The sequence below is a fragment of the Anabaena sp. WA102 genome, from assembly GCF_001277295.1.
Lineage (GTDB): Bacteria > Cyanobacteriota > Cyanobacteriia > Cyanobacteriales > Nostocaceae > Dolichospermum > Dolichospermum heterosporum.
The window spans coordinates 4109936-4124621 of record NZ_CP011456.1 but is presented as its reverse complement, the minus strand read 5'-3'; the positions used below and the strand labels follow the sequence as shown (position 1 = coordinate 4124621).

The window sequence follows — 14686 nt, the reverse complement described above, 5'->3', positions numbered from 1 at the left end:
TTTTATGTAGAAGGTTTTAATTACCTGAATCTTTATGAGGATATTTACGATTATATTTCATTCTCAATGATGATTTAAACAAGCGGCCAACTCGTAGTTCGCCAGTATACTTAGGACGATCTTCAAACATTCCCACTCTCTTCATACTCTCAATCGCATTCCTGATTTTTGATTTATCTATCTGTGTTTTTTCAGCTAGTTCAGAAATACATTGATCTAACTTAAAAGGTGTTTTCAGTCCATCAAATGCACTAAGTAAAGACCTAATTTTTTGTTCATTTTCAGACATATGATCTGCAAGATTAATTAGATAGTTTAGTTCAGAACGCAACTGCCCTAAATAATCTTTTGCTGCTGCTTCATGAGCTATAACAATGAGTGAAGGATCGATTTTACCATCTTCAATTTGTTTACCTGTAAAAGAACCTACATCAGTAGATGTGGGATTTGCAATTACTTGAATAAATTTATCGAAAATACGTGGATAGTAACGAAGTTTATCAGTGGTGCTACCTTCTGGTGTTTCGCTGGCACTATCTGCAAAATATGTTTTCAGAAATGTTTTAGTAGCCAGATTATTTCTCCGCAGTTTTTCTGGGAAAGCCATTAATAATAAATTTTCGCATTCTTCAGTAGATAAAACACCTCTCTGAATATCTTCGCGTTTTTCTTCTATTCTTTTTATTAAGTCTGGAAAATTTTGTCGATACCAGTTAATATTACGTATTCGAGATAATATAAAATTAAATATTTTTTGGGTATCCCAATTCAGATAAATTACCTTTCCAAATATTTGTTGCTCAATGTTCTGATAGCCTCTTTCAGCTAAATCAGTTCTTAAGAAAATTTTAAACTGTAAACGATTTGATAGTCTATCATCAGATTCAATAGTTTGAATAAATCTAAAAAGGCTTTCAATATATGTAAAAGTAAGTTTAGCATCAAAAGCAGTTTCTAAGCCATCAAGAAGAAAAGTACGCTTTGGACTTTGATTTAATTGATCAATAATTAAATTTATAATAGTTCCATTAAAATTCTGCTCTAGTTTTCGAGAAAAATTTTCTCTTAACAATTCTCTTGATGTTGTCTTTGTTTCTAGGGCAGCCAAAAGTAAATTCCACCATAAATTCTCAGGCGTATCTCGATAACGCTCAATAGCTGTCGATAGTTCTGGACTAGGAGATTTCAAACCTTTGTCTTCTGCATTATCAGCAGTTACAAGTAATGGTTCACCAATTTCTGCTTTGGCTAGTTCTTTTAATAATCGAGTTTTACCTGTACCTTTTCTACCAAAAATATATGAAATTGAATTGTCAGGTATAAGAAGTTGTTGGAGAGCATCTGTCTGGATCAAATCTCCTTCATCTGTAGCTCCACTTGGGGTAAGTATATTATTTTGAATCTGCTTTTTAGAAGCTATATTTAAAATACTGCGTAGACTATTAAGTTTATCAAAATTTTTGGGTGCTAGTTGATTTTTATCTGGTAATCGGCTATATCTAAAAGCACTGTCATAAGGCCAAATAATCCAATGATCTCTAACTTCAACAGCAGAAAGTTCTGAATCTTCATCCTCTGATTCTTGAGATATTATCTCTGCCAGCATATCTAGTAATGTTTCAATTTGTTGATTATTCCTGTTTATATATGATTCTTCATTCTCATTATCTGGCTGCCAAGAAACAAAAACTCCAGGATTAGAAATATGTGTTCTCAAGACAGATTCTATGAATTGTTTAGCGGGTAGCCATTGATCATCAAGACGAACACATACAACTGTTGGTCCTGGAAGTGTAGTCATCCAGGGTAAAGTTACTGGTGAAAGTCCTGCTCGATGATCGATTAAAATGATATCGTATTTTTCAGCCGCAAATTCAGAGATTCGCCTAGCTGCATTCTCAATTATCATTGGTTCAAGAGCAGAGCGCAGAGCAAATGCCGCAGCATCAATATTAAAATCTGGCGAAGTTGGCCGACAGGCTAATAAATCTACATATCCAGCTAAAGGTATCGACTTAACACGCTCAGGTTTTATTTCTGCAACAGACTGAACTACTCCTAGCAAAGTTCCTGAAATAGAACCGGAAGTTCGTCCATAAATTACGTCTAATGATGGGGCTTCAATGTCACTGTCTATAACAAGAACTTTCCACCCATCTTCAGCTAAAACTGTAGACATGAGTCCAAGTAGAGTGGAACGTGCTTGTCCACCTTTATATCCATAAAAATGGACAATTTTTAGTTCTTTTGAAACCTGATCATTAACAACTGATTTTTGAAATTGCTGTTCGATAAGAGAACTTAACCAATGATGTCCTCTTTCTCGTGGACGATTTTCAGGATATTCTAGTGCAAATTCCTCTGAGGTAAGAAGTCTTAATGATAGCAGGGAATTAAGGAGTGTAGTCCTTAGTTCTGCCACACTTATATTAATATCCTGAGCAAAAGATATTTCACGTTCTTCATCATCAATATTTTGAAACTTGGGAGACAGATAGATAATATGAACGTAAGGAAATCTAAATATGGTTTGTATTTCTCCGAGCTTTTTTGCTTCTTTGAGTAGTTGAGCAGCATTCATTACAGAGATACTCCTTTAGTTCTTAAACTTGTCTTGATGTCTCTAATAGTTTCTAACGCATCTCTAATTTGAGTATCCGTAGAGGTTCCTGGAAAGTCCCCTTCATGTCTAATGTATCTAATACCGGGGTAATTGTCACCGTCCACAGGAACAGCATTTCCGGTTATATCGGTACAACGCAACACACCAAGTTGTGATCGTAGTTGCTGTGCAAGTGAAGTCTCACCTAAATCATTAACCCAAGTAATTATTGTATGCCCCTTTTTCCAGGGTGGATTAAGATGATCTTTAATAGCAAGTTCCAGAGCTACAAGTGAACAATACAACGATAATAGATAATTGCTGCTGTCTGCACCAGTGGTAAATGCGGCTCTGTTATAAGCATGAGTCATATTTGACACTAAGTATTAAATTAAAAAAATAGTTAGGCTGATTGTATCATATGATGTTGATATTAAATTTAACTAAAATAAAGCTCGCATGAGCAAGTAAGTTTTAAAATTCTGGAATTATCTACAACCTATTCCTCAACAGTTAGGGACTTCCAAATAAAAAAATACTCAACCACCTAACGCAAAAATCTCTCAAACCCTTATTCCTCTGTGTCCTCTGCGCCTCTGTGGTTCGTTAATCAGGATAATTTATTTCTTGGAAGTCCCTTACCCTTCTTTGAAACTGGTTGAACTTCCTGTTGTAGTGATTCTAGCAGTGATTGTACCAATTGCCAGCGATAGCGAAGCGATCCGGAGGAATCGCTCATTGGTAATTTTAGCACTTGTTTTTGCAATTCTTGTAATGTCATGAGAGGATATTAAAATCTATTTCGTCTCAATTATACAGCATATTTTATGTAAGTGAAGTACACCAATAGCATTGTGTTTACAGAATAAATGTTGATTGGATATTGTCAGAATCAGGATATCCAGGATTAAAGGATTTACAGGATTGTGATTTCTAGATTTTCTGTAAATATTTAAAAACAAAAAATGATAATTACAATAACAGTATATTCTCTATCATTCAAAAATCGCTATTTTTCATCAACAATAAAAAATAACATCCTGTACATCCTTAAATCCTGGGAATCCTGATTTAGACATTTAAATTCCCAAATTTAGGACTCCACCATCCTTTGGCAGTATGAAAATAAGCCACATCCTTATGTTTCGTATCCTTCCATGAATCTTGACCAGAACAACGCAGCATAGTTTTATTTTGCCCATCTTTGAGGTAACTGTATTCCTCCAAAGGTTTCTTGCATACAGGACAGGGATATGCAGTGATTTTTGCTGAAGGTTTGGGAGCATTTTCATCTGCAGATGTTTTAGTTTTCGGTGCTTCCCACTTTTTGTGAAAATCACTCCAAAATAGCACAATGTTTTCGCAACCACTCACACATTTAAGAAAGTATTTCTTTTTAACTTTACTGCTGGGAATTTTCGCTAAACAGTTCTTACAATCAGGACAACGAGTTTTAGAAGTTTCATATTTACGCTCAAGAAAATTATTACTTTTAGCTGTAGTTGATGAATTAACAACCACAGTTTTAGCTTTGGAAAGTGCAGGAACAAAATAACTTTGATTCCAAGTAGTTAGGTAATGTTGCCAAGAGTTTTTTCCTTCAGAAATTGCATCTAGGGCATCTTCCATTTTAGCAGTAAATTCCGCTTCTAATAAATCTGGTAAAGCCTTTTGTAAAAATTCATCAACTTCTAAACCCAAAGCTGTGGGTTGAAGATTATCTTTTTTTAACTCCACATAATTGCGTTTCTTTAAAGTAGCAATTGTCGGAGCATAAGTGCTAGGACGACCAATGCCTTTACGTTCCATTAATTGGACAAGTTTGGGTTCGCTATATCTGGGTGGTGGTTGGGTTTGTTTTTGGTCATGTCCAGCTTTGGCTAAAGTTAGGATTTGTCCCTGTTGCAATAAGGGTAAAACTGCATCTTTGCTCAGATTCAGCCAATATTTTGCATAACCGTAAAATTCAATTACCTGCCCTCTAGCTTGCCATAAGATATTACCTGATTTCGTAATTACTAGAGTTTTACGAAGTTGAGCCGGACGACATTGAGAAGCGATCGCTCTTTTCCAAATCATCACATATAGGTTAAACTCATCTTCAGGTAATTCTGCCCGTAATTGCACCGAAGGACGAAAAACATCTGTAGGACGAATGGCTTCGTGTGCTTCCTGAGCGGTTTTACTACTACGCTGTTTGGCTACTTGCTGGGGGACATTTTGCGGGTCATTTTGTTCCAACCATTGACGAGCGCTCGCACAAAATTCAGGACTCAACATGACTGAATCTGTTCGCATATATGTAATCAACCCTGCCTCATATAGCTTTTGCGCCACCTGCATAGTTTTGTCAGGGGAAAATTTCAACTTTGAACCGGCAGCTTGTTGGAGGGTGGAGGTGGTAAATGGTGGAGGGGGTTGACGATAAACCAGTTTCCCTTCTAGGTGAATAATTTGATGAGGATGAAGTTTTGCTTCTTCAACTAATCTTGTGGCTTCTGCTTCCGAGAGAACGCGCTGAGATTCAGGTTTTTCTGGGTTGTTACTAGCTGCATCATCGTGAGTTTCCGTTTCTGCTTCTGGTGTTTCTTTGTCAGTATTGGCCGTACCTTTGTAAAAAGCCCGAAATCCTTCTTGATAATCTACCCACACACTCCAGTAATCTTGGGGAACAAAAGCCAGAATCTCTCTTTCGCGCTGACAAATTAGGTGTAATGTGGCGCTTTGAACTCTACCTACGCTTTTTGCCCCGTTATTTAATCCCCAAACCAGGGGACTACCTTTATAACCTACCAACTTATCAAGACAATCTCGACATAATCCTGCACCGATTAAATTAGTGTCAAGTTTTCTGGGATGGGCGATCGCATTTCGCACTGCTGATGGTGTAATCTCAGTATAAACTACTCGTTTGGGGTCTCTTAATCCTAACGTTTCTTTAAGATGCCAAGCAATGGTTTCTCCTTCTCTGTCTGGGTCTGTAGCTAAAACAACTTCATCAACTTGCCTAACAGCGGCTTTTAATTGTTGAATTGTTTCTTTTGCCCGTTGGTCACGGGGGATATAATTGCAGCGAACAGTATTACCATCCATTGTAAATCCTAGTGAATCATCACCGTCGTTACTGAGTTCGCGGATATGTCCACAACTAGCGCGGACAATCCAATCTGCACCGAGAATTTGACTCAATTTTTTGACTTTTCCGGGAGATTCGACCACTAGGAGGCGTTTAGGCATGGCGCTTGTTTTTGAGATGCTTTATCTAGGATAATTGAGAACGAGTGTATTTACCATTCATAGCACAAAGAAAAATTAAGTAATTGGACAAAAATATTTATACTCAACACGGCTTAATAATTTGATTCTGTGGGTAGGGGTAAAGCAAGAGCTTCATTGGTGTCAACTTAAGCTCAAATCCTGATGATATCTCGTTCCCAGTCTCTGACTGGGAATGCTATTACAGAGGCTCTGCCTCTGTTTTCATAGAAGGCAGAGCCTTCTAGAATTCATTCCCATACAGAGTATGGGAACGAGAAATTCATTCCCAGGCGGGCTATGGGTTTTACGTTAATACTATTAGGGACTTCCAAGAAATAAATTATCTTGATTAACGAACCACAGAGGCGCAGAGGACACAGAGGAATAAGGGTTTGAGAGATTTTTGCGTTAGGTGGTTGAGTATTTTTTTATTTGGAAGTCCCTTAGACTGGGAATTCATTCCCAGGCGGGCTATGGGTTTTACGTTAAGTTGACACCAATGAAGCTCTTGCTTTACCCCTACAAATCTAGGTTTTTCGTAATTTTGTAAAAGTCCATGTCTCAACCGTGTTTAGTATACAGTCATTGCGAGCGAAGGGAAGCAATCACAACCCTTGCGATTGCTTCATTTCACTTCGTTCCATATGGCTAACGCCACGCAACGCTTACGCAATGGCATTGTGTAATTAATTTTGCCTCACTACTTAGAGCCGCTTTAAAATCTTTAAATTATACTGTAAAAAATCAATTGGGAAAGGACTATTTAGCTCATATCACAGCAATTTTCTCATTAAAACAAGGTATAAACATCTAAAAACCCGATCAAGGTTGACCGGGTTCTAATGAATTTGCAGGTTTCAAATGATTAAAGTGAGTAAGTGAATTTAAGTTACTAAGGGTGGACTTTCTAAAACGCAAATACAGCATCTCCACGTCTTTCCGCTCTGGGATTTGGCCTCGCCACCTCATCTAGAGTTTGGCTAGTTGCCACTTCGTCATCAATAACGCTGTAATTGTCGGGCTGATGATAGGGGACACACTGAATCATTTACCCTTTCTTTTAGTTGGTTTTTATTTGCTTGGTGTCCTATGCTTTTAAGATATCATTTGATTTTTGAGATAGGACTTATTCTTTACATTTATTAACAAATTGGTGGGCTTATCTTCGATGATTGCCTTTTTGCCAACTTTGACTATTAGGCTGTTTGCTGAATTTAGCTTGAGGAAAAAGTCGCTGTTCTATTTGTTCATAACTGCCTTCAAAGTCGCATTTACCGAAATGGGGACATTGACGACAATAAACGCCTTTGCTGTAACGTTCTAGATTCTCACGGTTGAAAAAATAGGGTTTATGACTAAATGTACTTGCTACCCATTGCCATGACATATTGTTACTTGCTGGATCACCGTCGAGTAAATGTTGAAGAAACCATTTTGCGCCGGCTTGCCATTGAATATGTCGCCAATGGATAATATAAGCTGCTAACCACATTCTTATATGGTTGTGTAGGTAGCCTGTTTCTCGTAGTTCCTGACTAAAGCTGTCAATGCAAACTAGTCCTGTCGTTCCGGTTGTGATATCTTCAGGTAGTTGGGCTGCGTAGTCTGTTGATTGATAACCGGTTTTGAATTCTTCTTGATTTTGCCAAATCTCGTTTCCTAGTTTGACATATAATCTTTGCCAATAATCACGCCAGCCTAATTCGTTAATTAGTTTATTAGCATCCTCTGGATTCTCAATTCGGTTCAGTATATATTCTCGAACTTCCCGCAAACTCAAGACTCCATGACGAAGGTATGGTGACAATTTGGTAATGTCACCAGTTAGGAAGTTGCGGGTTTTTGCGTAAGCTATGGGGTCAATTTTTTGTAGCGCTTGTTGTGCGGCTTTCCTTCCTCCGGGAATATCGCTAATGTGATCATCTTGTGCTGCGGCTTGGGGGAACTGTTCCTTGAGATATGCGACTAATTCGGCTCGATTTTGGAAATCACGTAACATAAAATTTGTATATGTAGGTGAACACAATAAAACCAAACTGTGTAAAGAAACGTAAAATCGCCCAAACCCTCTTCACTCTTGCCTCTTGCCTCTTGCCTTTTGCCTTGCCATAACGACAATTTTCAACGCCAACCTACTTATGTCAATTTAAGATTTTAAGAATAATTAAACGCAGATAAACGCAAATAAATGCAGATAAGGAAGGATGAGTCAATGTATTTTATGATTCTGTGGAGATTCACGTAAAATTGGTATTAGTAGTTTACAATCAGATGTGGTTTTATCCCCTAACTAATTGGTCTATATCCTAACTCATTTTACCTATTATAGTAGGTTGGCGTTGAAAATTGTCGTTATGGCAAGGCAAAAGGCAAGAGGCAAGAGGCAAGAGTGAAGAGGGTTTAGGCGATTTTACATTTCTTTACACAGTTTGGTTTTATTGTGTTCACCTACTTATACTCAAAACGGCTTGATTGTTTGATTCTAAACGTAGGGGTAAAGCAAGAGCTTCATTGGTGTCAACTTAAGCTCAAATCCCTACCACATCTCGTTCCTAGTCTCTGACTAGGAATGCAGTTGATGAGGCTCTGCCTCTAATATTATTGAAGGCAGAGCCTTCTAGAATTCATTTCCAGTCAGAGACTGGGAATAAGATGAACAGCATTAATATTTAAAATGAGTTCGTAGGGGCGCAGGGCCTGCGCCCAAATAAGGACTGCGCCCAAGCAAGGAATGTACCCAAACAAGGACTGCGCCCAAAATATTATGCGCTCAACATCGTATTTATCTTGAAGATACATTAAAGGAATTTAAAAACCCTTCTATACTCTTAGTTAAAAACTTCTGTCTTTTTTTGGTAGTTTCCGCACTTACTTGATATAACCGGGTTTTAACTAAATATATTCTTAGTTTGACAATGTTTCCTCCCGGTTTACTATAGCTAATTTCCCTGCCAAAATAAGGACTTAATCTAATTTTTTGTTCACTAATTAAAGTTCCTTTGGCTTTTTTAACCACATTATTGCGTCCGTTATCTAAAGCCTTTTCAACCAGCTTTTTGCGATTTAATAATTCAATATATTCAGAGGAATAATCAACATAACCAACGGCATAATTAACTTCCTCTTGTTGGCGTTCAACACTAAACAGATTTAATTTAATTTTCCCCGATTTTGTATTTACTGTTTGTTTAGTCTCTCTGGGATTCCCTGGCATTAAAATCCGAAAACTACCGTCAGCAGGAGAAAACAACTTCCAGATAGATTTCGCTACTTTTACCTGTTGGTTAGCGGCTATAGTTGGAGTAATTGTATATCCGCCACATAAAACCACCAGCGCAAGAGAATAATTGAGAAATCTTATTTTCATGATTATCGAATTTAAGTAGGTGAACACAATAAAACCAAACTGTGTAAAGAAACGTAAAATCGCCCAAACCCTCTTGCCTCTTGCCTCTTGCCTTTTGCCTTTTGCCTTGCCATAACGACAATTTTCAACGCCAACCTACTTAATGCTATGAAATTTTATAAGAAAATAGGCTAAAAACCCTTGAGGGCAGGTTTTGGACCTTGGCGGAAAAACTTAACTGTCCTTTAGGGACTTCCAATTAAAAAAATCCCCAAAAGTTTCTTGTGGTGCGGGCATCTTGCCCGCTAATTACCAAGGACAGACAGGATGCCCATCCCACAAAATTGGGTAATTTATTTTTTGGTGATCCCTTAGGCAAGGAATGAAAGCCAATGGAACGAAGTGAAATGAAGCAATTCCAAGGGTTGTGATTGCTTCCCTTCCCTCGCAATGACTGTAAGTAGGTTGGCGTTGAAAATTGTCGTTATGGCAAGGCAAGAGGCAAAAGGCAAAAGGCAAGAGGTAAGAGGGTTTGGGCGATTTTACGTTTCTTTACACAGTTTGGTTTTATTGTGTTCACCTACTTAAATATTTTTGTCCAATTACTTATCGGGGTAGGCACTGGGGCGCTACCCCTACACCTACATTAAATCTAAATCTTTTATATAATTAATTTTGCCTGCCTACTTATTCAAAACTACAAACCATTGCAAAATGTCTTCAGAATTCCCAATTGGTAGTAAAGTCCGTGTGGTATCATTGCCACCATACCTGAAAACGGCTGAACCAATGCCTATGTTACGTCCCCCTGAAGTAATTCATATTGGCGAGGAAGGTATAGTTCTTGACCATCGCCCTGGTGGTTATTGGGGTGTCCGCTTTACTAGAGGCGCTTTTCTCATAGATAGCCAACACATTGAAAGTATCGAAAACCTGTCCGAACCGCAATCAGATTGAAAGAGAACAACAAAAATGTAAACTTATTTAAGTTATTCTTTTGGTTGAGAAAATGGGTTCCCGTCGCACTTTTATTAGCATTTTATTTGCTTCTTGTTTGGCTGTTATTAGTTGGTTTAATTTTACCCCTCCTGCTCAAGCTTTAGGTGGTAAATTACCCACAATTAATCAACCTGCACCTGAGTTTACCTTACCCACTAATACAGGCAATGGTAAAGTTTCTCTAGCTGATTTTCGGGGTAAGTGGGTAGTTCTTTATTTCTACCCCAAAGATTTTACTTCTGGTTGTACTATTGAAGCCCGACGGTTTCAGCAAGATTTACCTAAATATATTCAGAAAAATACTGAGATTATTGGTATCAGTGCTGATGATGTTGATTCTCATGCAGAATTTTGTGACTCGGAGGGGTTAAAATTTCCTTTGTTAGCTGATATTAAGGGTGAAGTTAGTAAGGCTTATGGTTCTTGGATAGGTGTTGTCTCTATGCGCCATAGTTTTATTATTGATCCTCAAGGGATATTACGCGCAACTTTTGTGAAGGTTAATCCTAGTATTCACAGTATGCAAGTTTTGGAAATGTTGAACAAGTTGCAATCTTCTGTTTCTTAGCAAGAGGGCGATTAGAAAGATGCCGGAGGCATCTTTCCAATCGCCAGGGATAATTCCATTGGAGGCTAATTTTTTGAGATGAATCATGATCCTTATATTGTTAAACCAGGTGATCAGATTTCTTTGATCAAGGACTATAATCCAGGTTATAGATGCGAGTTTCACCCAAAAACTGATGCGATTAAAAAATTAAAAACAGGTGTTTTACAACTAGCTAAATATCAAGATGTTCTCTATGCCCAGAATAGTTATTCTTTGTTAATTATTTTTCAAGCTATGGATGCTGCTGGTAAGGATAGCACCATTAAGCACGTGATGTCGGGGGTGAATCCCCAAGGGTGTCAGGTATTTAGTTTTAAATCTCCTAGTGAGGAAGAATTAGATCATGATTATTTATGGCGTTCGATGAAGTCTCTCCCGGAAAGGGGTAGAATTGGCATTTTTAATCGTTCATATTACGAGGAATTACTTATAGTTCGTGTCCATCCAGAAATTCTTAAAAAACAACAATTACCCAAGTTTCCTCAAGGTAATCAGATATGGAAACAGCGATTTGAGGAAATTAATAATTTTGAAAAATACTTGGTTAATAATGGGGTAATTGTGCTGAAGTTTTTTCTAAATGTCTCAAAATCGGTGCAAAGAAAGCGGTTTTTAGCACGGATTGATTCACCGGAAAAACATTGGAAATTTTCTGCTAGTGATATCCGAGAAAGGGCTTTTTGGGATGATTATATGGATGCTTATGAGCAAGTTTTTAACAATACAAGTACAGAATTTGCTCCCTGGTATATTGTTCCTGCTGATCGGAAATGGTTTACACGGTTGGTGGTAGCAGATATTATTTGCACAAAGTTACAGGAATTAAATTTGCAATATCCTGAAATTAGTGAGGAAAATAAAAAGCAATTACAGGAAGCTAAAAAAAATCTGGAAGCAGAAAATTAGCTTTGTCAGTGAAATGTGAACAAAAAGATCCCCGACTTCTTTAAGAAAAAAGATCCCCGACTTCTTTAAGAAGTCGGGGATCTAAGCATTTATATGTTTACAAATTAGCTATGATTGATCCATAGGTCTGTAGGTACAGGGAATGAGTTGAAAATTTAGATATCTTAGAGTTGGGAAAGAAGATAATTTTCAGGATAAATATGCCAAATCTTCCTAACTTTGATATTGTGGCTTTAGCGGCTTCTGCTGGTGGATTAACGGCATTAATTGAGGTGCTTTCAAATTTACCTGCAAATTTCCGAGCAGCAATTGTTGTGGTTCAACATTTAGATCCTCGTCATCCATCCCTGATGGCAGAAATTCTCAGTCGTCGGACTCCACTGAAAGTAGTCCAAGCAAAAGCAGGAGATGAACTCACTCCGGGGACTGTTTATATTGCTCCTCCGAATAACCACCTGTTGGTGAATAGTGATGGTACAGCTTCTTTGTCTCAGTCGGAAATGGTGCATTTTCTCCGTCCTTCGGCGGATTTGTTGTTTGAATCCGTGGCAGCAAGTTATAAAGAAAGAGCGATCGCTGTTGTCCTCACAGGAACTGGTAGTGATGGCGCAATGGGAGTGGAAGCAATCAAAAAAATGGGTGGGACGGTAATTGTCCAGGATGACAAAAGTGCTGAATTTCCGGGAATGCCATCTTCAGCAATTAAGACAGGGAATGTAGATTTCATCCTCCCTTTAACAGAAATTTCTTCCGCTTTGATAACTTTGGTTATGTCTCACGCTATTTCGTCATAATCTCCATGCTGTTTTACCATAAAATACCACCAATTTATGTTATTATTAAAGACTGACTATGTATGAACAATAGTTTTGCAAGTTCAATATTCTCGGTTCTTCGGTACTTGTTATGCTCAACCGATAAGTTGAGAAAAGGGAATAGGGAACAGGGGAAGTTTATAATTTGTAATTATCTATGATGTGTATCTATTTCTAGTAAAAACCTAATTGATTTTATGAATGCTCCACACAAGGATCTGGATTTTGAAAATCTCCTCCAATATTTGAGAATCAATCGAGGGTTTGATTTCACAGGTTATAAACGTTCGACTTTAATGCGTCGTGTTATTAAAGAGATGGAGACTTTAAATATAGATAGCTTTGTGAATTATCAAGATTATTTAGAAGTTCATCCAGATGAGTTTAAAAATTTATTTAATACCATTTTAATTAATGTGACTGCTTTTTTTAGAGATAGTTCAGCTTGGGAATATTTAGCCAAAGAAATTATCCCTGATATCATCAAAAATAAACAAAAAGATGAACAGCTTCGGTTCTGGAGTGCTGGTTGTGCGTCTGGACAAGAGGCTTATACTTTAGCAATGGTTCTAGCAGAAATATTGGGAGTAGAAGAGTTTCGTAAGCGGGTAAAAATCTACGCAACAGATGTAGACGAAGAAGCTCTCACCCAAGCTCGTCAAGCTAGTTATTCAGCCAAAAATATCATTGAAGTTCCATCAGAACTGCGCGATAAATATTTTGATCTAGTAAATAAAAATTATGTTTTTCGCCAAGATTTGCGTCGTTGCGTGATTTTTGGTCGTCATGATTTACTTCAGGATGCACCAATTTCTCGTTTAGATTTATTGGCTTGTCGCAATACCTTAATGTATTTTAATTCAGAAATACAAGGAAAGATTATCAATCGGTTTCATTTTGCCATTAATGATCATGGCTATCTATTTTTAGGAAAAGCAGAGATGTTAGTCATGCACTCTAATTTATTTATACCTATACATTTAAAAGATCGTGTATTTGCGAAAGTATCTTTGGGAAACATCCGTAATCGTCAACTAGTTATGACAAATTTGCAAAATAAAGAATCCTCTAATAATGTTTATGCTGAAGAACTGCGAATTAGAGATTTGGCTTTTGATACAGCGTCTAGCGCCCAAGTTGTTATTGATAATCATGGTATATTAATTATGATTAATGAAGAAGCTCGACGTTTATTTAACCTGACAAATAAAGATTTAAATCGCCCCTTTCAGGATTTAGAATTATCCTATAGACCTGTAGAGTTACGCTCATTAATCGAGCAAGTATATAATGAACGCCATCCTATTATACTCACAAATGTTGAACGTTATCAGCCAAATTCAGAAGTTCAATATTTAGATGTGCGAATCATTCCTTTACAAGATAATGATCAAACCATTCTCGGTGTCACAATCTCTTTTAATGATGTCACCCGTTATCTGAAACTCCAAACAGCATTACAACGCTCTCGACAGGAATTAGAAACAACCAATGAAGAATTGCAATCTACTAATGAAGAACTAGAAACAACCAATGAAGAATTGCAATCTACTAATGAAGAACTAGAAACAACCAATGAAGAATTGCAATCAACAAATCAAGAAATGGAGACAATGAATGAAGAACTCCAATCTGCTAATGAAGAATTACAAACAATAAATAATGAATTAAGCGATCGCACCACTGAACTTGACCAAACTAATATTTTTCTTGCTTCTATTTTAAGCTCTCTGCAAATGGGAATGGTAGTCTTAGATAATAGTTTTAATATTTTAATTTGGAATCATACAGTTGAGGATATGTGGGGTTTACGCAGTGACGAAGTAATGAATAAATCCTGGTTTAGTTTGGATATCGGTTTACCTGTAGAACAACTGCGAAATTCCCTTCGTGATATTATATCTAGTAAGAAGAAATTACAGGAAATACTTCTGAATGCCACCAATCGTCGCGGTAAAAAAATCCAATGTTATGTTGCCTGTAGTCCTTTACTAAAAGAAACAGTAGAAGGTATTATCATTATGATAACAGATGTGGAGAAAATCAATAGTATGATTTCTCCAGTGGACATTGAAGAAAGACAACGGGAAGGATAATAGCAAGGAGTCAGGAGGTAGGGGCGCAGGGCCTGCGCCCAGTCTTTATTTTTA

The 14686-nt window shown here is 37.3% G+C and carries 12 protein-coding genes; 5 read left to right on the top strand and 7 right to left on the bottom strand.

The window, feature by feature from the left end:
* Positions 1-16: 16 nt before the first annotated feature.
* From AA650_RS17965 to AA650_RS17945, 7 genes are all read right to left on the bottom strand, one after another.
* Positions 17-2581 (bottom strand): AAA family ATPase, encoded by a 2565-nt coding sequence (locus tag AA650_RS17965; protein ID WP_053540058.1) that lies wholly within the window; start codon positions 2579-2581, stop codon positions 17-19.
* Positions 2581-2973: a hypothetical protein gene (locus tag AA650_RS17960; RefSeq protein ID WP_053540057.1), complete on the bottom strand. Its 393-nt coding sequence runs from the start codon at positions 2971-2973 to the stop codon at positions 2581-2583. Before AA650_RS17960 ends, AA650_RS17965 begins: the two co-directional genes overlap by 1 nt.
* 239 nt (positions 2974-3212) lie before the next feature.
* A complete protein-coding gene (locus AA650_RS28145) occupies positions 3213-3383 on the bottom strand; it encodes a hypothetical protein (RefSeq protein WP_199924288.1) in 171 nt (56 codons plus the stop codon).
* Between the two features lie 290 nt (positions 3384-3673).
* Positions 3674-5839 carry a type I DNA topoisomerase gene (gene topA / locus AA650_RS17955; protein ID WP_053540056.1) on the bottom strand — a complete coding sequence of 722 codons (2166 nt, stop codon included), beginning with the start codon at positions 5837-5839 and terminating at the stop codon, positions 3674-3676.
* Between the two features lie 928 nt (positions 5840-6767).
* Complete coding sequence (locus AA650_RS28140) at positions 6768-6908, bottom strand: hypothetical protein (protein ID WP_168636572.1); 141 nt, start codon at positions 6906-6908, stop codon at positions 6768-6770.
* A 111-nt stretch (positions 6909-7019) separates the two neighbouring features.
* On the bottom strand, positions 7020-7859 hold the full coding sequence (locus AA650_RS17950) for an FAD-binding domain-containing protein (protein WP_053540055.1): 840 nt from the start codon (positions 7857-7859) through the stop codon (positions 7020-7022).
* Between the two features lie 783 nt (positions 7860-8642).
* Complete coding sequence (locus AA650_RS17945) at positions 8643-9227, bottom strand: hypothetical protein (protein ID WP_053540054.1); 585 nt, start codon at positions 9225-9227, stop codon at positions 8643-8645.
* 693 nt (positions 9228-9920) lie between these two features.
* On the opposite strand from AA650_RS17945, the gene sipA reads away from it, so the two are divergent.
* From sipA to AA650_RS17920, 5 genes are all read left to right on the top strand, one after another.
* Positions 9921-10163 (top strand): regulatory protein SipA, encoded by a 243-nt coding sequence (gene sipA / locus AA650_RS17940; protein WP_039204971.1) that lies wholly within the window; start codon positions 9921-9923, stop codon positions 10161-10163.
* Positions 10164-10215: 52 nt separating this feature from the next.
* Positions 10216-10773 (top strand): peroxiredoxin, encoded by a 558-nt coding sequence (locus AA650_RS17935; protein WP_053540053.1) that lies wholly within the window; start codon positions 10216-10218, stop codon positions 10771-10773.
* Between the two features lie 78 nt (positions 10774-10851).
* Positions 10852-11721 carry a polyphosphate kinase 2 family protein gene (locus AA650_RS17930; protein WP_053540052.1) on the top strand — a complete coding sequence of 290 codons (870 nt, stop codon included), beginning with the start codon at positions 10852-10854 and terminating at the stop codon, positions 11719-11721.
* Between the two features lie 200 nt (positions 11722-11921).
* The gene (locus AA650_RS17925; RefSeq protein WP_053540051.1) at positions 11922-12515 is read left to right on the top strand and encodes a chemotaxis protein CheB; all 594 of its coding nucleotides are present in this window, start codon (positions 11922-11924) and stop codon (positions 12513-12515) included.
* 218 nt (positions 12516-12733) lie between these two features.
* Entirely contained in the window at positions 12734-14632 is a 1899-nt protein-coding gene (locus AA650_RS17920; RefSeq protein ID WP_053540050.1) for a CheR family methyltransferase, read from the top strand.
* Positions 14633-14686: the final 54 nt, after the last annotated feature.